Annotated in this window: 13 protein-coding genes; 10 read left to right on the forward strand and 3 right to left on the reverse strand. The window is 38.9% G+C overall.

Features of this window, described 5'->3' with window-relative positions; genetic code table 11:
• The first annotated feature begins 16 nt into the window (after window positions 1–16).
• A complete protein-coding gene (locus tag PO903_RS16030) occupies window positions 17–7,861 on the forward strand; it encodes a non-ribosomal peptide synthetase (protein WP_273593926.1) in 7,845 nt (2,614 codons plus the stop codon).
• Window positions 7,845–9,128: an MFS transporter gene (locus PO903_RS16035; RefSeq protein ID WP_175425169.1), complete on the forward strand. Its 1,284-nt coding sequence runs from the start codon at window positions 7,845–7,847 to the stop codon at window positions 9,126–9,128. The genes PO903_RS16030 and PO903_RS16035 overlap by 17 nt, the downstream gene beginning before the upstream one ends.
• Window positions 9,129–9,183: 55 nt before the next feature.
• Here the strand turns inward: PO903_RS16035 and PO903_RS16040 are convergent, their stop codons facing one another.
• Complete coding sequence (locus PO903_RS16040) at window positions 9,184–10,065, reverse strand: AraC family transcriptional regulator (RefSeq protein ID WP_273593927.1); 882 nt, start codon at window positions 10,063–10,065, stop codon at window positions 9,184–9,186.
• Window positions 10,066–10,228: 163 nt separating this feature from the next.
• Here PO903_RS16040 and PO903_RS16045 point away from each other — a divergent pair, with 163 nt between their 5' ends.
• The gene (locus tag PO903_RS16045; RefSeq protein WP_273593928.1) at window positions 10,229–11,263 is read left to right on the forward strand and encodes a quercetin 2,3-dioxygenase; all 1,035 of its coding nucleotides are present in this window, start codon (window positions 10,229–10,231) and stop codon (window positions 11,261–11,263) included.
• A gap of 74 nt (window positions 11,264–11,337) precedes the next feature.
• Window positions 11,338–12,684: an MFS transporter gene (locus PO903_RS16050; protein WP_273593929.1), complete on the forward strand. Its 1,347-nt coding sequence runs from the start codon at window positions 11,338–11,340 to the stop codon at window positions 12,682–12,684.
• 208 nt (window positions 12,685–12,892) lie between these two features.
• On the opposite strand, the gene PO903_RS16055 is transcribed toward PO903_RS16050, so the two are convergent.
• Together PO903_RS16055 and PO903_RS16060 are read right to left on the reverse strand one after the other, a co-directional pair.
• The gene (locus PO903_RS16055; RefSeq protein WP_273593930.1) at window positions 12,893–14,116 is read right to left on the reverse strand and encodes a glycoside hydrolase family 16 protein; all 1,224 of its coding nucleotides are present in this window, start codon (window positions 14,114–14,116) and stop codon (window positions 12,893–12,895) included.
• A gap of 129 nt (window positions 14,117–14,245) precedes the next feature.
• Window positions 14,246–15,115 carry a helix-turn-helix domain-containing protein gene (locus PO903_RS16060; protein WP_273593931.1) on the reverse strand — a complete coding sequence of 290 codons (870 nt, stop codon included), beginning with the start codon at window positions 15,113–15,115 and terminating at the stop codon, window positions 14,246–14,248.
• A gap of 216 nt (window positions 15,116–15,331) precedes the next feature.
• Here PO903_RS16060 and PO903_RS16065 point away from each other — a divergent pair, with 216 nt between their 5' ends.
• The 6 genes from PO903_RS16065 to PO903_RS16090 all read left to right on the forward strand — a co-directional run bounded on the left by PO903_RS16065 (window position 15,332) and on the right by PO903_RS16090 (window position 25,516).
• Window positions 15,332–17,719, forward strand: coding sequence for a glycoside hydrolase family 31 protein (locus PO903_RS16065; protein ID WP_273593932.1), 2,388 nt, complete (start codon window positions 15,332–15,334; stop codon window positions 17,717–17,719).
• Window positions 17,720–17,911: 192 nt separating this feature from the next.
• Window positions 17,912–19,288 carry an aspartate aminotransferase family protein gene (locus PO903_RS16070; RefSeq protein ID WP_441343335.1) on the forward strand — a complete coding sequence of 459 codons (1,377 nt, stop codon included), beginning with the start codon at window positions 17,912–17,914 and terminating at the stop codon, window positions 19,286–19,288.
• A 20-nt stretch (window positions 19,289–19,308) separates the two neighbouring features.
• A complete protein-coding gene (locus tag PO903_RS16075; RefSeq protein ID WP_350339072.1) occupies window positions 19,309–20,730 on the forward strand; it encodes an MDR family MFS transporter in 1,422 nt (473 codons plus the stop codon).
• A gap of 1 nt (window position 20,731) precedes the next feature.
• Complete coding sequence (locus PO903_RS16080; protein ID WP_273593933.1) at window positions 20,732–22,714, forward strand: IucA/IucC family protein; 1,983 nt, start codon at window positions 20,732–20,734, stop codon at window positions 22,712–22,714.
• A 100-nt stretch (window positions 22,715–22,814) separates the two neighbouring features.
• Window positions 22,815–24,716, forward strand: coding sequence for an IucA/IucC family protein (locus PO903_RS16085; RefSeq protein ID WP_273593934.1), 1,902 nt, complete (start codon window positions 22,815–22,817; stop codon window positions 24,714–24,716).
• The gene (locus tag PO903_RS16090) at window positions 24,710–25,516 is read left to right on the forward strand and encodes an HpcH/HpaI aldolase family protein (RefSeq protein ID WP_273593935.1); all 807 of its coding nucleotides are present in this window, start codon (window positions 24,710–24,712) and stop codon (window positions 25,514–25,516) included. The genes PO903_RS16085 and PO903_RS16090 overlap by 7 nt, the downstream gene beginning before the upstream one ends.
• Window positions 25,517–25,561: the final 45 nt, after the last annotated feature.

A 25,561-nucleotide genomic window follows, 5' to 3' on the forward strand; every position in this document is an offset into this window, starting at 1 on the left:
GGAGTGAATCAAACGGATGGATTTAGCACAACGTATTGCCAATCTTTCTCCTGAGCAACGCAAATTGTTAGAAGCACGCATGTCTCGTGAAGGAATAGCTCATACTACATCTGTTCAAATCGCAAGTCAACAAGCGACAACTATTACACCAGCGCCTATTCAAGCTTATTATCCTGTATCAACAGCCCAGCATCGGTTACTGCTGGTGCAGGAAATAGGTGGAGCATCGTTAGCCTATCATATGCCTATGATCGTTCAATTATATGGAATGTTGGATGATAAACAGTTGAATAAAGCGTTTAAGCAACTGATTGAACGTCATGAATCGTTACGTACTTCTTTTGCTTCCGAGAGTGGAAAAAGTGTACAAAGAATTCATGCAATAGAAGACATTACTTTTGAAGTGGAATATCTTACTCGTGCAAAGAAAACAGATGCTATCGTTGAAGAGTTAATCACTGAATTTATGATTCCTTTTACATTAGAGCATGCTCCTCTAATAAGGGTTCAGGTAGTTCAGTTCAATTCCCAAGAACATGTGTTGATGTTAGATATGCACCATCTTATCTCAGATGGATTGTCTATGGAGCGTTTGACAGAGGAATTTATTGCATTTTATAGTGGTGAATCGTTGCCTCCTTTGTCTATTCAATACAAAGATTATGCAGTCTGGCAACATACACAGTTAACAGAAGGACATTGGAACAAGCAAGAAGAATTCTGGTTGACTACTCTTCAAGGGGAGCTACCTGTACTTCAGTTAGCTACAGACTTCTTGCGCCCATCTGTACAACAGTTTGATGGAGAACGTGTTTCGGCTACTGTAGATGGGTCACTTCTCAAATCACTTAAGCAATTTGCAACACAACAAGGATGCACATTGTACATGTTGCTGTTGTCGGCTTACTATATTCTTTTATATAAATATACCGATCAAAATGATGTGATTGTAGGTACACCTGTAGCAGGTAGATCTCACTCATCATTACAACCGTTGATTGGTATGTTTGTGAATACATTGCCATTGCGTCAATACCCTTCAGGCGAGAAGTCAGTCATTTCATTTGTGGAAAAAGTCAAGCAACATGTGTTGCAAGCTTTTCAATATGAACAATATCCGTTAGAACAAATTGTTGAAAAGCTTGCTATTCCAAGAGATATTAGTCGAAATCCATTATTTGATACGGTATTTGCATATCAGCATGCTCAGCCTGAAGTCATTGAGATTCAAGGATTACAATTTCAACCGTATCAAAACGTCACGCACACAGCAAAATTTGATCTTACATTAATGATTGAAGAAGCGAGCTTATTAGATAAACTGATAATTCACTGGGACTATGCTAGTCATTTATATCAAAAAGAAACGATCACGGCATTTCATCATCATTATATAAATATTCTACAAGAAATGATGTCTGCACCAGAAAAATCACTAAGTACCATTCAGATGTTAACACCATCAGAACATGATGAATTGGTTATCGATATGAACCGTTTAACAGCAGATTATGATAGAGAACAAACGATTCATGGTCTTTTTGAACAACAGGTTTTACTTTATCCGAATCAAGATGCAATCGTCTACGAAGACGACAAAATGACGTATGCAGAGCTGGATGAGCAAGCAAATAGAGTCGCTGCTTATTTACAACATCAAGGTGTTATGCCTGATGATATTATTGCCATTATGCCAGAGCGCTCTCTTCAGATGGTGATTGGCATTTTGGGAGTTCTCAAAGCAGGAGCTGCTTACTTGCCTATTGACCCTGAATATCCAACAGCACGTATTCAATTAATGTTAGAAGATAGCCGTACTTCATTGTTACTGACTCATCATCATTTGGCTCAAAATATAGAATTTAGTGGCACAATACTAGATTTAGATGAGTCATACCTTTACCAACATGATTATGTGTATACGCCTTCGAAATTGACTTCAGATCACTTGGCTTATGTTATTTATACATCAGGAACAACAGGTACACCCAAAGGTGTTCTAGTAGAACATCACGGTATGGCTAATATGAGATTAACGTATGAGCATACTTTTGAATTAACAATGCAAGATCGTGTGGTTCAGTTTGCAAGCCTATCTTTTGATGCTTCTGTGTGGGAAATGTATATGGCACTATTTATGGGAGGAACATTATATTTGGCTCCCAAAGAAAAGTTAATTAATATTGATTACTTTACCCGTTGGATGAATACACATCAGATTACTGTCGCCATGTTACCGCCTAACTTTGCTATTTATGTAGAACCCGAAAAATTACCTTCATTACGTCTATTGATTACAGGAGGCTCTGAGTCTTCTGCTGAATTGGTACGTCGCTGGAATCCTTATGTAGATTATTGTAATGCTTATGGTCCAACAGAAGCGACTATCTGTGTATCGATCTGGAAAAGTAATCGTGATGCACCAAAGCAGGTATCAGGTACGATTCCGATTGGCGAACCATCATGGAACACTCATCTATATGTTATGAATTCGGAACAGCAATTAACACCACGCGGAGTAGCAGGCGAATTATATATTGGTGGAGATGTATTAGCGAGAGGATACTGGCAACGTCCCGAGTTAACAACAGAGAAATTTATAATCCATCCTTTTTTACAAGGAGAACGATTGTATCGCACCGGCGATCTCGTACGTTGGTTACCTGATGGTCAGCTAGAGTATTTAGGAAGAATCGATCAACAGGTGAAGATTCGAGGATACCGAATTGAACTTGGCGAGATTGAGAGTAAGCTTGTTACTCATCCACAGATTCAAGAAGCAACTGTAGTCGTACATGAGCTTCAAGGAGAAAAAACAATTTGTGCCTATATTACAGTCCATGCTTCTATAAATAATGAACAGTCTATATCGTCAAATCAATTGCGTCAGTATATGCAAGAACAATTGCCTGTTTATATGGTACCTGCTCATATTATACAGCTCGCTGAATTTCCATTAACCCCTAATGGAAAAATTGATCGTAAAGCATTACCTTTGCCTGATTTAACCCTTTTGTCTACAGAAGATTATGAAGCACCGGTTACGGATATAGAGCGAAAGCTTGCTGAACTATGGGCAGGTATTCTCGGAGTCGAATCTATTGGAAGGCAGGATCATTTTTTTGAACGTGGAGGACATTCTTTAAAGGCAGTTGTACTGATCTCACAAATTGCGCAGGAGATAGGAAGCGAAATCTCGTTACGACATATTTTTGAATATCCGATATTACAGGATCAGGCTCATTATATTGAGAATGCTCGTCCGGCTTTACATATCTCAATACCTCGAGTAGATGATCAATTGGCTTATCCAGTATCTTCTGCTCAAAAAAGATTACTTATGATTGAAGATATTGCAGACGTTGGTGCTGCATATCATATTCCACTTTTGCTACATATTCAGGGAACACCTGATATAGCGCGAATGAACAAAGTATTTGTGCAGTTAATTGAACGCCATGAAGCTTTACGTACTTCGTTTTACCGAGAAGGGGAGGAGTATTATCAACAAGTACACGATATTTCTCATATTCAGTGGCAAATAGAACAACTGGAATATTCGCAGGCAGATGTGGTCGATTTTTCAGATTTGTTAACGACCTTTGTTCGTCCTTTTGACCAAGCTCATGCACCATTATTACGTGCTGGATTGGTTAGTATCAGCGATCATGAACATATTTTGATAATAGATATTCATCATTTAATTGCTGATGGAAGCTCTATGGAAAGTCTAACTTTAGAATTTAATCAGTTGTACGCTGGAGAGACTTTAGCCGAGTTAAAAGTACAATATAGAGATTATACGGTATGGCACCAACAGCAACTTGAAGCCGGGTTGCTAGACCAACATGAATCGTTTTGGCTTAGTGAATTAGAGGGTGAACTTCCAGTATTGAATTTGCATACTGATTTCCCACGTCCTGTTCAACAAAGTTTTGCTGGACATTCATTTACAGTTCAAGTAGACCCTGAGTTAACCCATCAATTGCGACAGATTTCAGGACAACATGAATCCACCATGTATATGCTCCTTCTTGCTGCATATCATATTTTACTTTCTCAATATACCGGACAAGAAGATATTATTATTGGTACACCGGTAGCAGGAAGAAATCATGCTGATCTTCAAAGTATGATGGGGATGTTTGTGAATATGCTACCATTGCGAAATGTCTCCACGAAAAAGCAAAGCTTTTCTCAATTTTTGAATGTGGTCAAAGAAAGAACATTGGAAGCTTTTCATCATGAACAAATGCCATTGGAACTTCTATTGGAACAACTCAATCTTCAGCGTGACCTGAGTCGGAATCCGTTATTTGATACCATATTTACTTTGCAAAATACAGGTTCTTCAGCGATGGTGGCAAATGAAGTAACATTTACACCTATTCCGATCAAGACGAATACATCGAAATTTGATCTATCGTTGACTGTGGAAGAAGAGGAAGGTTTGTTATTCCATTTTGAATATGCAGTCCATTTATATGAGCATGTAACGATTGAGCAGATGGCTACACAGTACCTGGAATTGTTACATCAATTAGCTTATGATCCGCATATTCTTCTGGGAGATATTAAGCTTATATCGGATAAGCAACAAGAATATATATTAACTACATGTAATCCACCTCATACAGTGTATCCGCGACATGCGACGATACAGCAGTTATGGGAAGAGCAGGTTTCGGCGCATGCAGATATGTCAGCAGTCATCTGTGGTGAAGATAGTTGGAGTTATCAGGAGATTGAAGATCGAGCGAATTCATTAGCATGGACATTGAATGCATTAGGCGTTAAAGCCGATACACTGGTAGGTATTATACCAGAGCGTTCACCGGATATGATTATTGGTATTCTGGCTATACTCAAAGCAGGTGGAGCTTACGTACCGATAGATGCTTCTTATCCAGCAGAGCGAATTCAATATATGCTTGATGACAGCCAAATCTCTATATTACTAACTATGAATCGCACCTCTGAACTATCAGAACAAACATTTGAGGGAACGGTTCTGAATTTAAAAGAATCTACATCTTATGATGAACGTACGCATTCATTACCATTTATCAATCAAGCGAATGATTTAGCTTATGTTATGTACACTTCGGGATCTACAGGACAACCCAAAGGAGTCATGATAGAACATCGTAATGTTATTCGGTTGGTCAAAGAAACGAATTATATTCAATTCAATCCTGCTGATCGTATTCTGATGACGGGAGCGTTAGTATTTGATGCCTGTACATTTGAAATATGGGGAGCACTGCTTAATGGATTAAGTCTTTGTTTGGTGCCTGACACAACTATTTTAGATGCTGAAAAATTACATGTAGCTTTGCTTCAATATCAAATTACGACCATGTGGTTAACATCACCATTATTCAACCAGCTAGCATTGCAAAAACCAGAGCTTTTTCAACCTTTACAACAATTAATAATCGGTGGAGACGTTCTGTCGCCCAAAATGCTGAAAAGCGTACAAAACCATTGTCCACAGCTAACCCTTATTAACGGATATGGGCCTACAGAAAATACAACTTTTTCTTGTTGTTATACTATTCCATTCATCGAAAATGAATGTCCAATTCCGATCGGAAGACCAATTATGCATTCGACGGCTTACATTGTCAGTGAATCCGGTCATCTCTTGCCTCCAGGAGTACCTGGAGAAATATGGGTAGGCGGAGATGGGGTAGCAAGAGGATATCTGAATCGAGATGATCTAACTTCCGAGAAGTTTGTTAGCAGTTATTGGCTTCCAACAGCACGAATGTATCGTACAGGAGATCTGGGTAGATGGTTATCCGATGGCACTATAGAATATTTAGGTCGCATTGATCATCAAGTGAAAATTCGCGGGTACCGGATAGAACCTAGTGAGATTGAAAATATACTACTTCGTCATGAGTCTGTACAACAAGTTCATGTTGCAATTCTTACTAGCGATGATGGACAGAAAAGTCTATGTGCTTATATAGCTACACAAGAACCTTTAACGTATACCGATATTCGTCATTACCTCAATGGAAAATTGCCAGACTACATGGTACCTCAATATTATGTATTTCTGTCTGAGTTACCATTGAATACTAACGGTAAAGTTCACCGTCAAGCCTTGCCTCAGCCGGATTTGACATCAGCTTCTCTTCAGGAATATGTAGCACCGCGTAATGATCAAGAGCAAAAATTAGCTTTAATCTGGGCAGAGATTTTAGGAATGGACAAAGTTGGAATCGATGATCGGTTCTTCGAATGTGGTGGGCATTCGCTAAAAGGTATTCAGCTTATATCTCAAGCTAAAGAACAAGGGATTTCTTTAAATATTCATCAACTCTTTCAACATCAAACGATTCGTGCGCTATCTGATCTGTATATACCTAAAGATCAAAATCCAGATTCATTGTATATCTCTCAACAAAATGTAGTTATAAATGATGATTGGAAGATGGCAGATAGAAATTATGACATTTCAGCAGAGCAATTCAAGCAGTGGAATCAACATATTCAGATTCATAATATGAAGTGGTATCAATATACGATGCAATCATCTGTAACAGAAGTATATCCGCTTGCGCCTGTTCAGCAACATCATTTGCTTCATCCAGAATGTTCTGGTGTTGTAATTCCTTTGCCTTATGCAGTAAATATAGAACGGCTAGCAAAAGCTTTTGCTAACATTGTTCAACGTCATGAATTACTACGTAGTCGATTAGTCAGTCATCAACAAGCTTGGGAATGGGAAGTCCATGATTGGAATATCAATATCAATGAATCTGTATCTCATTTTCCAACATTGGATTTATCATTCTATACAGAAGTACAACAGCAATCGATATTATCATCTTTATTACCAGATTTGTATATGACTCCCTATGTATGTACAGAAGATCCATTGTATCGAATCTTATGTGTACGTCTTGAACCAGAGAAAAGCGTAGTTTTATTCGCTTCTTCACATCTTATTTTCGATGGCATGAGTGGAGAGATTCTCAAAGCAGAATTAGCCCAAGCTTATGAACGTGGTGAACACTATCAATCTGTATCATATGAGCATGTTCAGTATCATGATTATACGGAATTGGTTCTTCAGGGGCCACAGCATATAACAGATGAAGAGTTAAGTCATCGTTTTGAATTAGAACAGTTCTCTATAGCTAGTCAGCAAGTTCAGCAGAGTAATTCTTTAGTTCGTAATCAGTATAGTAAATGGGAAGGATATTTCGAATATGAGCATCTAGAAAAAGCAGATTCTTCTACGTCTATGAATGTGTTATTGCAATTATCTGCAAAAGTATTAGGTGCTTATTTTAAAATATCGAATGTTCCTTTTTGGTTAACTCATTATGGACGACAATATGGTGAACATTATTTTTATGAGCAAATGGGTGAATGTATTGATCAAATTCCTCTAGTGATAGCTACGGATCAAGCATTGCCTGACTTGCCTGCTCTATTAAATACGGCAACTACCCATCATATTAACTTCTTTAATCTACTCTATAACGAATCAATGAGCAAAGTATATCCACAATCTTGTGCGTATTTATTATCTGCTTTTGCAGGTATGCCGATTGTATTCAATTATTTAGGTGAGCAAGAAGAGGAAGATCGAGAATGGAATCAAATGATTCAGCATACACAAGCTGTGAATGAGCTGGATGCAACAGAACAAACAATCGAACCTATCATTTATGTGACTGCACAGCATATTGGCACCCGATTGTATTTATCGCTGTTACTTCCATACGAAGCAGATATACAAGCAATTCATACGATGATGCAACAGCAATCTTCATTACTATCTCTACATCTACATCTGAATGCAGACCAAAGGAGTCGAGATTATGATTCAATTATTTAAAGATAGTCGATTTACTCGCTTTTTTATCTCTCGGACTTCAGCAAATATTGCAGATAGTATCTATTCGATCGTATTATTATATTTTGTACAAAAATCAACGTCATCTGTGTCATTCACTAGCTTCACGTTTACAGCGATCTCAGCAGCTTCTATATTTAGTTTTCTTTTGGGACCATTAGTTGACCGTTATTCTCCTTCACTGCTGGCAAGTATATCGCTATTTGCCCAAGCTATTTTGATTATGCTAGTCCCATTTTTGATTGGCGATCAATATAGTAGCCTGATTATGATTTTAGTTTTAGTATTTGTAGCTTCTTGTTTTTCAATGTTATTTTATCCAGCCAATAATAAAATGTTGCCGATGCTCATTCGTTCACCTGATCGAATCGTACAGGCCAATTCAATGGTTGCATCCAGCGATCAGATTGTTAATATTGGAGGTTATTTATTAGGAGCTTCTGTTATTCTTTTGGTAGGTATGGAAAATACATTTTTCCTTGCGAGTGGATTGTTATTACTTTCAGGTTTTATCTATATTCAGTTGAAAAGACAGCTGGATAAAAGTAATATTTCTGAAGTACAAGAACATGAACCTCAAAAACAAGTAAGCTCTTATTTTGCAGAATTAAAAGAAGGATATACTTTTGTAATTCGGAATGCTTTTCTAAAAGTGATGTTGCCATTTTATGCTTTGACTAATTTTGCAATGTCGATCTTAATTATTACGGTGCCTGCACTAGCTGTTTCGTATGGTTCGCCGATTTATTACAGTTTACTTTATATCGCTTTTTTTGCAGGGATTTTTGCAGGATCAGGTCTAATCAATATCATGAAGAAAAATGGACTAGTGATTGCATTATCATGGATTCTAATGGGTGTTTCCCTGTATCTATTCGCTATTGCGCCAGTACTATGGATGAAGCTCAGTGCAGTATTAATGATGGGTGTATTTACAGGTATTATCAATGTTCTGCAAACCTCTATGATCCAGATTATTACACCGACAGAACTGATGGGGCGTGTTATGGCGTTCCTGCATACTCTGTCTAATGCGGCATTACCTTTAGGAGCATTAGTAGGTGGGATGCTGTCATTAAGATTTCCATTAGAAAGTGTACTTTATATCAGTGCGATGATCATTGTGGGATGCGGTATTATTTTACTCTTTATTCGTTCCGTACGTCAGTTCCAAATGCCATCTGAAAAAGAACAAAAAGAATCAGCCGCTGGCATTAAAGAACCTGCCATCGTAGAAAAGCTTATTTAATAAAAAATAAAAAAAACCTTTCTTATACAGCATAGACTGTAGGAGAAAGGTTTTTTTATTTGGTACGTGCGTGATGCTGACGGAAATGAAGCGGAGTCAGCCCACAACTTGTTTTAAACAAACGATAAAAATATTTCATATCATGGATACCAACTTCGTCAGCAATATGTTGAATACTTCGATCGGTATTGATTAACAATTCACAACTTTTTTGTATACGAATTTGTTGCAACATCTGAGTATACGTATAACCGGTTGTTTCTTTAAACTTGCGTTGGAGATGGCGGGGACTGATGGATAACCATTGGCAGAACTCTTCCATTTTGAGTGGATCACGATAATGGACTTGAATATATTCAATCGTAAAAGCAACAGGATCGACCCATTTATCAGGTCTCGATAACAGACTGAATTGTTGGAGTCGGTACAATGTATTGAGCAGATCCAGTAAGCAAATATACAACTTATAATGAAAACCCGGTGACTGAGAATTAACAGCAAAATTCATGTTATACATTATTCGAGCCAGTTCCCCGCCTTGATCTTGATACCGTAACCAAGCTTCACTTTGACGAAAAAATTGGGCAATTGCGTCAAACTCGCGATCTAATTCATTTTTGGGCTCATATTGAGGTGCAAGAAGCTCTGTTTGGAACATACAATTCATCATTTGCAAAGGTACAGCAGAGGGAGAAGATTCTGCTTTGAGCAAGTGAGGCATCCCGATCGGAATAAAAAATAAGTCTCCTTCTTCAAAAGGTAATGAATCTTTGTGAATAAATAATGTACCTTTACCTTCAGATATATAAATAATCTCATAAAAATTATGGGCGTGTTCTTGAAAAGAGCCTTCCACCGTAAACATTTTAAAAGAGATCGGTGTTTCTATAGGAAAAGGATGCTCAAGCATTTGAAAAGATTGATCGGATGATGACATATTACAGCTCCTCTATATAACATATTCGTATGTCGCTTTTGCCTATTTTTTTGTCGTATTCAACTATATTTCAAATTTGTAGATTTCGCTACAATAAAATAGTACAAGAGATCAACAATAACTCTTACAGACTATACGAATACTCACATTTCAGGAGGAACATATGACAACATCATTAACAACACATTTACCAAATACTGTAGCACCTTACTTACTTCGCCGAGGAGAAGGGAAACGTTATTTATTTGGCAAACAGTTAGCTACTGTCATCGCTAATTTTCAAAGTACAGGCGATATTTTATCAGCGGCTATTCTGTCAGGGCCTAAAGGGGAATCGTTCCCACTGCATACGCATCAGAACACCTATGAATCTATTTTTGTATTAGAAGGTAAAATTCAATTTGTTATCAATGGGGAGAGTCATCTATTATTACCGGGCGATTATGCACATATCCCACCAATGACAGAACATGCGTATCAATTACTGGCTCATCGTAATGCGTTTATTTCCTATTCTATCGCAGGTAATGTAACTGCTATTTATGAGATCTTAGGTCAAGCCCATACACCATATGAATATCCAGCAGTTAGCAACCATGTGTATTCTACAGATCATTTACAACAAGCTGCGCAACAAGCAGATATTATCTTTTCTACATCACAAACGGTATTTTCTGATTATACCTTGGTCAGCAACAGTGTAATTCCTGAATCTGTAGCAACTTATGTATTAGAAAGTGGAGAAGGTACCAAATTATTAACAGGGGATCAATTACATCGTTTCTTGGCTACACAAGCGTCTACAGATGGCGATTATATTATGGTATCTACAGAAGGACCCAAAGGAGATGCCATCGTATCTCATTATCATGAACACCATACAGAAACCTTTTTCTGTGTACAAGGGCAGATGACGATGTGGGCAAATGGAGAAGAAGTTCAATTGTTACCCGGTGACTTCTTGCATGTACCTGCTGGAACCGTACACTCTTATCGTCTGGATACACACTATACCAAATTTGTAGGTGTACTGGTTAGTGGATTATTTGAACCGTTTTTCCGTCTATTAGGAGATGAATATGAACATTATATTTTCCCTGATACACCGGGACCTCTTCGTATGGATCGAGTGATTGCCAATATCCAAACGTTGGATCTTAAAGTTGTAACTCCACCTGGCGGTCACCGTCCAGAATAATGGGATAAAGGAAAAGAATAACGCTAGTCTTATACGTCTCTACTATGTGTATAAGGCTAGTATTCAGGTATATTATGAAAATTATTTATATTTTAGCATTGGCTATGATCATTTCTGTCATGAACTCAACGATGTTTAATGTAGCTTTACCGTCCATTCGTCAAGATTTTGATCTCAGTAGTTCACAAGTGAGCTGGGTCGTAACGTCATATATTATTATTTACGCGATTGGCTCAGTGACTTATGGCAAGCTAGCCGATAAATACCGCCTTAAAAATTTGCTAACTGTAGGTATTTGCTTATTTGCGGTCGGTTCTATTGTAGGGTTTATAGCTTCTGATTATTGGATGGTGATTGCAGGAAGAATTCTACAATCAGCAGGTGCTTCTGTTATTCCAGCATCGTCAATGATTATTCCGATTCGTTATGTATCTCCTGAAAAGCGTGGGAGAGCGCTAGGCATTACTTCTTCTGGTATGGCATTAGGTACAGCTATGGGGCCGATTATTGCAGGTATGATTACCAGTTTTGCAGATTGGCGTTATTTATTTGCGATCTCTTTGCTATCATTAGTAACGATTCCATTTTTCCGCAAATATCTTAATCAAGATCAGGTACGTCCGCTGAAAATAGACCTCTGGGGCGGTGTAATGTTAGCAGCAACCGTAACATTACTTTTACTAGCGATTACCAATGTAAGCTTCATTCTTGCGATAATGACGATTGTATTATTAATTATCTTTATTCTGTATATTCGTCAAGCCAAACAGCCTTTTCTGGATCCAGCGATTTTTCGTAACTCCACCTATACAATGACGATGATTATCGCTTGTCTGGCATTGATCTTTAATCTATGTGTGCCTTACTTGATACCCCAAATGTTAAGCAGTATTCATCAGTTGTCTTCCTTTACGATTGGTATGATTATGTTTCCGGGTGCATTGATCGCTGCTATTTTTGGTATCGTCGGTGGACGCATTGCAGATAGCAAAGGAAATACGTTTTTGCTTCGGATTGCTTTTATCTTACAACTGATTACGTATATCATTCTTGCTGTGTTTACAGATCGTTCGTACTGGATGATTATGGGCGTACTGGTGATTGGGAACACCGGACTGACATTTGCCCAAGTAGGGCTTGCGAATACCGTTTCTCGGACACTAGACGGCGCACAAGTAGGTGTAGGGATGGGTCTATACATGATGTTAAGCTTTATTTCTGGAGCCATTGGGACAACGGTCTTGGGATTGATTTTAGATCGTGTACAATCGCCGTGGTCATTTAATAGCTTATGGCATTATAGTGAAGCCAATACGTTCAGTAATATTTTCCTCGTATTTGCGATATGGATGGCAATAGTATTTATCTTTTTCTTCCGTTATTTACGAGTAGCGAATCAGAATAGTAAGATTGCGAAATAAAGATGATTTTAAGGTCATACAATCTATTTTTTAGATAACGCTGTGACAAGTGCTATTTCGAATTACATTCTATATCAAGAATAAAATGCCTAAAAGTAAAAAACAGCAATAATGCAAAAAGGAAGCCTGAGATTGCTATAGGCTTCCTTTTTGCATTGTAATAGTGAATATAATAGTGCTAATTAGTGATACCTTTACATTTTACTTTTTACTGCTTGATCACTTCAAAAGCTTCCCAACCGCTAATGGTACTTCGATTCGCAATCAGCGGGCTATCTCCATAATTGTCTGCACAGACATACTGATTATTCGCTAATGATTTGAAGGTTCGCTTCCCATCGGCTGTTGTTCCGATTTGGAACGTTTCCCATGTGCCAATCGCCGTTTTGTTAGCTATTAACGGGCTTGCACCTGTATTATCAGCAGATACGTATTTATTATTAGCTAGAGAACGCAAAGCAACATTGTTATTTCCAAGATCGATTAACTCAAATTTTTCCCAATCGCTTACTGTAGTAGAACGAGCAAGTAGAGGTGCATTTCCATAATCTTCAGCAGCTACATATTTTCCATTAGCTACAGCTTTAAGGGCTACAATATTACCTGTATCTCCAGAGCGCTGGAATACACGTACATAGTCAATTGCATATTTTTGCGGGAATGTAGTACTTGCATCAGGATAGCCAGGCCAGTTACCGCCTACAGCTAAGTTAAGTAATAAGAAGAATGGTTTATCAAATACCCATTGATTACCACCAATATCTGCTGATGTACGTGTGTGGTATAGATTGTTATCGACATACCAGCGGATGACATTCGGTTCCCATTCAATCGAGAACGTATGGTAAGCGTTACTGATATTTTCACCGATCGTATAAGCCGCAGATAGACCACCTGCGCCTGAATAACCAGGGCCGTGAATAGTGCCATACACAGTGTTTGGAGCATTAGCACCTACGTATTCCATAATATCGATTTCACCGCTTTTTGGCCATTGGTTGCTACCGATATCGCTACCTAACATCCAGAATGCAGGCCAGATGCCTTTACCATAGGGAAGCTTAGCACGCATTTCAATTTTTCCATATTTCACGTCGAATTTGCCAGCTGTTGTTAAGCGAGCCGATGTATAAGGAGCACCATTATAATTTTCTTTTAACGCTTGAATAACCAGATTGCCATTATCCATATAAGCATTATTGGTACGATTTGTATAATACTGTAACTCGTTATTTCCCCAACCGCCAGCACCTGTTTCTGAATTCCATTTGGAACCATCTACCCCTTTTCCATTAGATCCATTGAATTCATCTGACCAGATCTGTTTCCAAGTGCCTGCTGCTTCGGCTTGAGAATTCCAAGTCCATGATCCCAATAATGTAAATAAGCATAGCGTGGATAAAATAATAGCAATCTGCTTGCGTATCAACATGAATACCCCACCTTTTATATGGTTTAATTTCCATTTTATTGTATTTTATGAAAGGTGAAAAATAAACTGTATTTACAAAAGAGCGTAGAAATACACATGTTCTACACAATAATACAACTTTAGTTTATTTTACGATTTGGCGATATGCTTGAGCCAACGACTTGGCGACATCTGCTTGTATTGTTTAAATACTCTGCCAAAGTAATTTAGACTCGTGAATCCACAGTGATAAGCCACTTGACTGATATTCCAATCACCAGAACGCAACAATTGCTCGGCTTCATGAATACGTAGCATATTGATATATTCGATAAATGTTTTGCCTGTTGTCTTTTTAAATAAATAACAGAAATAAGTAGGCGTCAATTGACATAGTTCAGCGGCTGTCTCGATCGAAATAGATTCTCGAAAATGATGACTCAGATGTTGAAACAAAGGTTGCATATAAGCAGGTTGATGGGAGGCAGGCAACTCTATATGATCATGAGCAACAATACGATAAAGCCAACCTATACAAGCCAGCAGATAGGATTTGATCAATAATTCAGAACCAGAGGTAGATTGTTCATACTCTATAATCATCTGTTGTAAATAAAAGGTGACCTGTTTGGCTAACGGATGATCTTTGGGGAAAATAGCAGGTAGTCCTAATTGATTTTCCAATAGGGGGCGAATATAGCGTGACTCTGTATGATCTAACTGGATATTCCGAATCAATGCTTCATTGAACACAATACATATCAATTCAGTATCTTCCTCTAAAGGAAAAGCGGCATGAATCTGACGAGTATTAACAAACACAATATCTCCTACCGTAATATCTTGATGCTCTGTACCGATTTGAACACGGAAAGAGCCTTTATAGACGATCATCCATTCCAAATGTTCATGCCAGTGCAAAGGTACCCAGCGCCAATGAGGTGTAGCAACATGAAAGATATTAATCGGAAATGTTTTGTCGGGCATTTGAGTAACTTCATAAGGGGGTGAGAGTTGCATCTGTGGTCAACCTCCATTATATGTATAGTGAAATTAGACGGTATAGGAATCGGAAGCGATACGGTAGAGCATATATTTTATTTTGATGTACTTCGATGATCGTAATATTGTGCGAATACTACATAGAATTAGAGTAGGTTGAATCTATACAAAAGTATACAATATTTTAAGATGTAAACGTTATCAATTAAATAAATAGTGAGAGGATAACTACGAATGATTCGATTATATGATACAGCATTACTTTGTGAACCTATTGATATGAGCAAAGCATTTGGACAGATTGAAAATACCTATTTTATGGGGATGCATATCGAACATTTCAATCCCGAAACAGCTACCGGCGAGATACATTGGGAACGGTATGCACGTAAGCCTAGATTGGATTTTGGTAAATACACATTGCCTTTTACAGCCACAGAATCGTGGGAATTTCCTGCCTATACCGAATCACCTTCTTTTCCTTTTCGCTTGGAATTTGTTGATGCACAGACAGTTCGGATTCGATTAACCGTTCGTAAGCCCACTTTAGAACCCCGTCATAGTCTGATGCTTACAGAGGAAGAAATACCTGTTAGTCAAGATTGGATTATCGAACAACAGGATAATGATCATGTGACGTATCGAAGTGCTTATGGCTCGGTAACTATAGTATATCGGCCGTGGCGGATAGAGTTTCGAGATGCTACAGGAAAATTATTAACACGCACACATCATATGGCAGATCAAGCTTCTATTCTCAGCTCTGACCCAACTCCATTTTGTTTTATCCGATCGGCGAAAGATATGAATCGTAGTCTGGCAGCAAGTTTTGCTTTATCTCCAGGAGAACGATTATATGGAGGTGGCGAATCCTTTTTGAAAATGGATAAACGCGGACAAAAGTTTAACTGGTTTACATATGATCCTTTAAGCGCGCAGACCGCAGATATGTATAAGCCTATTCCATTGTTATGGAGTAATCGAGGTTATGGGATGTTTTTTCATCATAGCTGTCCGATGACTTGTGATGTAGGGCATCATTTTGATGGAACCAATACGATCTATATTGGTGAAGATGAACTGGATTTATTTTTCTTTTTCGGCACACCCAAACAAATACTGTCTAGTTACACATCCTTAACAGGGAAGTCTACTGTTCCACCATTATGGTCTTTCGGATTGTGGATGAGTCGTATAACGTATCAATCCGAACAAGAAGTGAGGGAAGTCGCTAGTCAGTTGCAAGAGCACCGAATTCCTTGTGATGTCATTCATCTGGATACCGGTTGGTTTGAGCATGATTGGCGTTGTGATTATCAATTTTCGACCAGTCGCTTTGATCATGCAGAGCAAATGATTACGGATTTACGTGAGCAAGGATATCGGATTAGCTTATGGCAGTATCCTTATTTTATGCCTTCTAATCCGCTATATGAAGAGATTATTGCCAAAGGTTATGCGATTAGTGATGGCAATGGTTATATTGCAGGGGAAGATGCTATTTTAGACTTTTCCAATCCTGAAGCCGTAGCGTGGTATCAACAAAAGATTGCAGGATTATTAAATATAGGTGTAAGTGCAATCAAAGTCGATTTTGGAGAAAGTGCACCGATTCATGGTTCGTATTATTCTCGTCAAAATGGATGGAAAGAGCATAATCTGTATCCTCTTCGCTATAATCAGGCAGTATCTGAGATTACGCAAAAAGTCACTGGTGAATCGATTATCTGGGCACGTAGCGCATGGGCAGGCAGTCAACGGTATCCTTTACATTGGGGCGGTGATGTTGAAAATACGGATAATGGCATGGCAGCTTCTTTGCGAGCAGGAATGTCGTTGGGGTTGAGTGGTTTTACTTTTTGGAGTCATGATATCGGTGGATTTGTCCATCAAAGTCCGCGAGAATTGTATCGACGCTGGATGCCTTTTGGAATGTTGACGTCGCATAGTCGATGTCATGGAGCACCTCCCAAAGAGCCGTGGCATTATGATGAAGAGTTTGTCGAAGATTTTAGAAAAGCAGTCGAATTAAAATATCAGCTGATGCCTTATATTTATACACAATCGGTTGTAAGTGCTGAACAAGGTATTCCATTACTGCGTCCACTATTGCTTGAATATCCAGATGAACCGGGTGTATGGCAGATTGAAGATCAGTATTTGCTAGGAACAGATCTGTTAATTGCTCCGATGTTAGAACAAGGAATGACAGCTAGAGAGGTGTATACTCCTTCTGGAGAGTGGATCGATTACCAGACAGGTAAGAGATATGCAGGCTCTACATGGCATCATATAGAAGAATCCATCATTCCGATCATTATACTGGTCAGAGCAGGTAGCCTGATTCCACATGTACCGGTTGCATTATCGACTGCATGGATCGATTGGACAGCAGTAGAGTGGCGACATTATGAAGCTACAGATTCAGCTAGTAATAAATACGATTGGCAAATCGCTTTACCTGTAGACAAGCATTATAGCTGGTTGACAGGCCAATGGATCGACCAACAGATTACGATAGAATCCACATTATCATCTAGCGAAAATGACCCTCATTCTGCCAACGAAAAGAAATATCAAAAGCTTATTCATACATGGACATATCGAAAAATGAATAGCTAATTTGTTGTATCGACGATTTCTATAGTTCTCTTATAGAGTCGTCTTTTTTTGTCTGATCGCGATTCCTAAAAATGAAGATGTAGTATTTGTACAAATACAGGACGTAAATGTCTATGGAGTCTAGAAATTTATTCCATATACTAGAGAAGTGCCTAATTGAAAATGATTATCAATATCAAAGGAGCGATTATGATGATAGAAACAGTAGATTCAGCCGTATCTCAAAATACACGTTATTTGCAAAGCCAATCCGAAAGAGAGTCTAATGCTCGTTCCTATCCACGCCGATTACCAATTGTCATCAAAGAAGCTGAAGGGATTCATATTACAGATATGGATGGCAAAGTATACTATGACTGCTTAGCAGGTGCAGGAACATTAGCTCTTGGACATAATCATCCTGTTGTGATCGAAGCGATTCAGCAATTACTAAACAGCAAGCATCCGTTGCATACCTTAGACCTGACTACACCCCTCAAAGAACAGTTTGTAGAAGAAGTATTTGCAAGTCTTCCGCCATCTTTTGCCCAAAATGCCAAAATTCAATTTTGTGGCCCTACCGGAGGAGATGCAATCGAAGCGGCGATAAAGTTAGTCAAAACAGCTACAGGTAAACGTAGTATTTTATCTTTTCAAGGGGGATATCATGGATCGACTCATGCCGCAATGAGTCTTAGTGGAACATTAGGGCAAAAAGAACGTGTGAATGGATTGATTCCTGATGTTCATTTTATGCCGTATCCGTATGAATATCGTTGCCCCTTCGGAATAGGCGGAGAACAGACGCATCAGATCAGTAGTAGTTATATCGAAAATTTGTTGGATGATCCTGAGAGTGGCATTGTATCGCCATGTGCAATGATTTTTGAAGTGGTACAAGGCGAAGGAGGCTCTATTCCTGCTCCTGTAGAGTGGATTCGTGAAATGCGTCGTATTACACAAGAACGCAATATTCCATTAATTATTGATGAAGTACAGACAGGGCTTGGTCGGACAGGCAAATTGTATGCTTTTGAACATGCAGGTATTATTCCTGATGTATTGGTATTGTCCAAAGCTATCGGAGGAAGCTTGCCATTATCTGTTGTTATCTATAACAAAGATTTGGATCAATGGAATCCAGGTGCACATATTGGTACTTTCCGTGGTAACCAGATGGCGATGGCAGCAGGACTTGCAACATTACGTTATATTCGTGAACATCATTTGCCTGAGCATGTCACTGATATGGGATCGTTATTGGTAGAACAGTTACAGCAGATTCAACAGCAAGTGGGTTGTATTGGTGATATTCGTGGTCGTGGATTAATGATTGGAGTGGAAATTGTAAATGATCAGCACATCATGGATCATCTAGGGCATTATCCAGCACATCCACAATTAGCAAGCTTGATCCAGCAAGAATGTTTGAAACGTGGACTGATTCTAGAAGTAGGAGGAAGACATTCTACCGTCATGCGGTTTTTACCACCCCTTATTATTACAAGAGAGCAAGTATTAGAAGTCACTCGTATTTTTGGTGAAGCTGTCACTACAGCGTATCAAACGTTACAGACTTCTACAGTGTAATGATCAAGCATCGATATAAGTTGGCTATTTCTGCGGAATGGATGATTTTATGTAGTATTTTATTAGGAACATTTACAGTCATTTTGAATAACAGTTCGCTCAATCCAGCTGTTCCTGAATTGATGAACGTTTTTCAGAGTAGTGCCAGTTCCACCAGTTGGATTATTACTATTTTTCTGCTAGGTATGGGAATGACGATGCCATTAACAGGATATCTGGGTGATCGATTTGGTAAAAAAAGAATTTATTTGCTCGGACTGTTCCTGTTTATTATCGGGTCTGTACTTGGATCATTTTCATGGAATTTGTTATCTGTGATCTGCTTTCGCGGGCTACAAGGGATTGCAGGGGGATTGATGATTCCGCTATCACTAGCGATTATGTTCGATGCTTTTCCCAAAAATGAACGTGGTCGTGTGACAGGAATCTGGGGCATTGCGATTATGGTTGCACCTGCTATTGGCCCCACAGTCGGAGGAATGATGATCGAATGGGGAAGCTGGCAATCTTTATTTTGGATGAATGTACCTACTGGATTGCTCGGGTTACTGATCGGGCTTAAGTATTTGCCACATACGACACCTGATCGGAAGCGAACATTTGATATGAGCGGATTTGTTACAGTGACGCTGGGAGTTGGCATTATTTTATGGACACTGGGTCAAATGAAGCATCTGGCAGATATATGGTTAGGGTCTAATCTTGTGATGCTGGGTGTTGGAGTTGTATTGCTTATTATTTTTGTTCGTTTGGAGTTAACCAAAGAACAACCATTACTGCATCTGCGTATCTTCAATATTCCGACTTATACGCTTAGTGTCGTGGTAGTCAGTGTACAAGCCATTGCGATGTTTGCTACGATTTTTATGGTTCCTTTACTGGTACAAAATGTATATGGATATAGTGCAATGATGACCGGATTGGTATTTTTACCTTCAGCGATTTTCACAGGTATTTTTGTCCGAATTGCAGGCAAACATCTTGATCGTAAAGGGCCGAAAATGATTGTATTGATTGGTTTATCTATGACTTGTATTACGACTGCGATGTTGGGTATGTTGCAAGTTAATTCACCAATCTGGATCATTTTTGTACTGATGATGTTGCGCGGAGTAGGGTTGGGATTATCGAATATGCCTGTCACGACAGCAGGGTTAAATGCAATTCCTGATCAGTTGGTATCTCAAGGCTCAGCCATGAATAATGTGATTCGAAGAATGACTTCCTCACTCGGAATTGTGATCATTTCAGTCTATTATGAAGTTCGGCGGACTCAGCTTATAGCTGATGGACATTCAGATGCCTTTAGCACATTGCATACGATCAATCAGGGATTCTGGGTGTTAAGTATAATCATTTTATTTACGATTCCAGCGGCTTTCTTCATGCATCAGACGGTAACATCTTCTGAGCCTATCCATCATATGAAAAGGAGTGCATAATGTGTCTTCTGTAGATATCCATCAAAATCAGAAATTAATGCAACAAACAACGTATAGTAAAGACTTTGAATTAACAGAAAATCCTATTTTAGATGCCAAAAAGTGGGCGCTTGCTGCAAGTATTCAAGCGATACTCAATAGTTATTTACGAGAAACGAAACAATTTGACCCTAGAATTTCAGCCGTGATTGAGAAGTTCCCTTTACTGCACAACAAAATGATATCCAGATTAGATATCAATATCGAAGAATCGTATGACATGATACTGATCCAGCTTCCTTTTACCGGGCGATGGATACAGACAGGGGTGACGTATTATTCCCTGATCGGTCAGCATCATTATATTTATTATTTTGTGTGTATTGAACAAGAGCAATCTCCAGCGATTATAACGGCCTATCAGTTGATCAATTATATGATCGAAGAAGTAAGTCATTATACAGATAGTAAGGCAAGAGATTCGCAGAAGCAACAAATGGTAGATCGCATCGGAAACAGTCTGACCAAAATGGAATATTACTATGATCATCATCTTGCTGATCACGGTTCAGATCGTAACAATTATATCTATTCGGAACAGTCACTGATTGCAGGGCATCCTTTTCATCCATTTCCCAAAAGTTCAGAAGGATTCGCTATCCCTGAATTAGCATTGTATAGTCCAGAAATGGGAGCTAGCTTTCAGTTGTTTTATATTGCGGTACAGTCGATCTATATCGAGGAACACTGGCTAGATGAGCAGACCAGACAAGAAGCAATCTCACCTGCTATATATCAGCAAGCAACAGACCTGTTACATGCAAAAGGTGTACAGGCAGATCAATATCACCTTTTACCAATGCATCCGTGGCAAGCAAAGTATATTCAGACGCTTCCTATCGTGGAGCAAGCGATACAGTCTCAGTATTTGGTATTGTTAGGGTCACTAGGTGATGAACTATATCCGACTTCTTCGGTCAGAACAGTCTGGAATCCCAAAGACCATCGAGGTTATAAGTTACCCTTGCATATCCGAATAACGAATCTTATTCGTGAAAATACAATAGAACAAGCCAAGCGGACTATCGACGCTGCACGCATTATTCATCATAAACGGACAGCGATAGAATCGAATCATTTTAAAGTGTTAACAGAAACAGGCTACAGTTCAGTAAAAGTCGGTACGTTAAGTACACAATGGACAGACGATCTAGCGGAAAATCATAAAGTAAATGATAGCAAATCAGCTACCGACAACCAGTTTAACTCATTGACAGCCATGACTTTGGCGCAGCAAGAGCAATGGACTGCTGCCATGACTGTCATTTATCGTCCACAACAGATTGATCCTGAGCATACGTATGTTGTAGCTTCCCTATTGGAAACAGCGCCCAACACTAATGAACCCAAATTAATATCAGTAATTCGTCAACATGCAAAAGATACAGTTCCACATTTATCAACATGGTTGTCAAAGTATACAGAGATCACTCTTTTATCGTTATTACGTGTTTTTACGGATTACGGGATAAGCTTTGAAGCCCATCTGCAAAATTCATTAATTTCGCTCAAAGACGGGATGCCAGACTGTTATTATGTACGCGATCTGGAAGGAGTCAGTATTGATCGAACATGTCCATCCGTAGAGGAATGGATTCAACCGTTAATCGAACAGGATAGTCATGTGCTATATGATCACGAGACTTCATGGTTAAGAACAGGATACTATTTTGTAGTCAATCATTTAGGTTCATTGATTCACACCATAGCCGCCTATGAACAACGTAGTGAACAGCACTATTGGAATATAGTACAACAACAATTATTAACATGGAGAACCCAAGCAGCGTTAGAAGGAAATAGTTCTCTTTGCCATCATATTGAATCTTTACTACACGTAAAAACGTTACCCGCTAAAGCTAACTTTATCAGTTGTTTTCAAGCCAAAGGCGATCATCCTTCATTTATCGCTATTCCGAATCCTTTATATCTAGCTAAAAGTTGATAAAAACGAAGAATAATGTCACTCAATTCATGCAAATTTTACGGACACGTTCCAACATCCAATCTCTATAGGTATGACTAACTTAATCCGAGGTGAAATAATGACGTTTACACAACAATTACCTACGTATTCAGCCTTATCATTGACACAATCGACTGATCCTTTTGATATGATCAAAGCACTCCATTCAGAACATTTTCCAGCAGTAGAACAGCGAATTATTCGTCAATTAATGCAAGCAATCATCTATGAAGATATTCTTCCTTATCTTCAGACTGAAATGTCTCAGCAACAAATACGTTCTAGCTTATCAGAGCCAAAAGCTTATCAGCAGTTTACTATAGTCGGTGTAACTACAGATCAACAAAAGGTGCAGTATATGTGTACGGGTAAGCGGATGGTGAGCTTTGGCAGAGTAAGATTAGAGCAAGTTCCTGTTATACGAATAGCGACAGACGGACAACAACAGACAGCACATCTGCATGAATTTTTGAATGAAGTACTTCAACAAGTACAACAAGGGGAGAAGCTACAACAATTCCGTAATGAACTAGAACAGACATTATTGAAAGATTTACAATCTCAAGCATATGTACAACAAAGTGTATTCTCAACAGAACAGTCTTATTATGATCAGCTGGAAGGGCAGATCAAAGACGGTCATCCATACCATCCTTGTTATAAATCTAGAATCGGTTTTACGTTAGAAGATAATGCTCAGTATGGGCCAGAATTTCAACAATCGTTGTACCCGATTTGGTTAGCGGTGGCTAAAGAATACAGTTTGTCTGCTTTTTCAACTACAGTCGAAGATCACGATTCATTTATGCAGGAATCATTAGGCACCAAGCAATGGAATCAATTTCAGCAGATTTTACAACAGCAACAATTGAATATAGAAGATTATCACTTGATCCCTGTTCATCCGTGGCAGTGGAAGAATAAGATTGTATCGGCTTTTTACCGTGAACTAGCCAGTCAACAGATCGTTCCGCTCGGAATTGGAAATGATGCTTATTATGCTCAGCAATCGATTCGTACATTAGGCAATCGAACAAGACCTGAAGCTCCTTATTTGAAAATGGCATTAAGTATTACCAATACATCAACTGCTCGTATATTAGCAGGGCATACCGTTCTTAATGGAGCGATGATTACAGATTGGTTAACTCGATTGATTCAACATAACGAGACTGCCCGTCAGCTTGGATTTGTAGTTTTACGTGAGCGTGCTGGAATCACTTTCAATTATGAAAAGTTGCCCGAATATCGACAGTCACAGACCTATGGTTCATTAGGAACGATCTGGCGTGAAAGTCTGCATACGTATCTAAAAGAAGGGGAAGACGGTGTTCCTTTCAATGGATTATGTCATGTGCAACCAAGCGGTGTACCTCTGATCGATCCGTGGATACAGCAATATGGAGTAGAACGGTGGACATATGCCATGTTAACAGCAACGGTTACTCCTATTATTCATATGTTATATGCGCACGGAATTGGAATGGAATCACACGGTCAAAATATTATTCTGATTCATCATGATGGATTACCTACACGTATTGCACTCAAAGATTTTCATGACGGTGTGCGTTTCTCAGTGACACATCTGGTAGAACCTGAATTATGCCCTGATCTAACGCCAGAACCGCCAAGTCATGCAAAGATCAATCGTAATTCATTTATCCAAACGAATAACCCTGATGATGTACGGGATTTCTCTTATGATGCGTTCTTTTTTATTGCAGCTACAGAAATGTGTATGTTTTTGGAACAGCATTATCAGTTATCCGAACAATCATTCTGGAAAATGACCGCCGATATTATCCATCAATATCAGCATGACCATCCACAGCATCAAGAACGGTTTGATTGTTTTGATCTGTTTGCGGAGACAGTATTAATCGAAGAATTAACCAAAAGAAGATTGTTCGGAGATGGTGAGCTTCATTTCAAAGATGGAATGAACCCATTATATGCTTACCGACAATCCACATGTTAACGTCCAATCGGCTACGCCAGCAATTAGCACAACAGCAGACAGTATTTGGATTGATCGCTTCTGTGCCTGTACCAATTATGGTTGAAATGATCGCTTATGCCGGTTTTGATTTTGTAATTATTGATATGGAACATGTGATGATCAATCCTGAAACGGTTGAACATATGATTCGTGCGGCTGAACAATCTGGGATTACACCACTGGTACGTATCCCTGAAATCAATGCCAAAGTGATTTTACGTGTTCTGGATAGCGGAGCAATGGGAATAGTTATTCCGCAAGTAGAAACTAAAGAACAGATCGAAGCCGTGATTCAAGCGGCTAAATATTTTCCTATCGGTCAACGCAGTATGAATAGCGGGCGACCGGGTGTTTTTGGACGAGACAATCTAGTGGATTATATGGATCGAGCGAATCAAGAAATCATGATTGTACCGATGATTGAAACGGTCAAAGGAGTCGAACACATCCATGAGATTCTAAGTGTAAAAGGAGTCGATATGGTGCTTGAAGGAGCAGCTGATCTATCACAATCTTATGGTGTACCTTGGCAGACCGAGCATCCTCATGTGCGTCAAGCATTGGATCATATTCAACAAGTTGCCGCTGAACAACAGATCCCTTATTGCGCAATTCCTCGTCAACCGGATCAATATGATTACTGGCAAGGAAAAGGAGTACAGGCTTACGTATTAGGAGATGAACGTGGAATAGCTTTTCGTGCGTTACAAAGTAAATTAACTCAATTTCCTGTAGCTTCTGCTATCCCTTCCAAAGAACAATCGCACAATCATCAATGATCTATCGTAATTGCATTATAGATATTCAGCACGCAAAGGAGGCTT

It is taken from the genome of Paenibacillus sp. PK4536, assembly GCF_028594455.2.
Lineage (GTDB): Bacteria > Bacillota > Bacilli > Paenibacillales > Paenibacillaceae > Saccharibacillus > Saccharibacillus nuruki.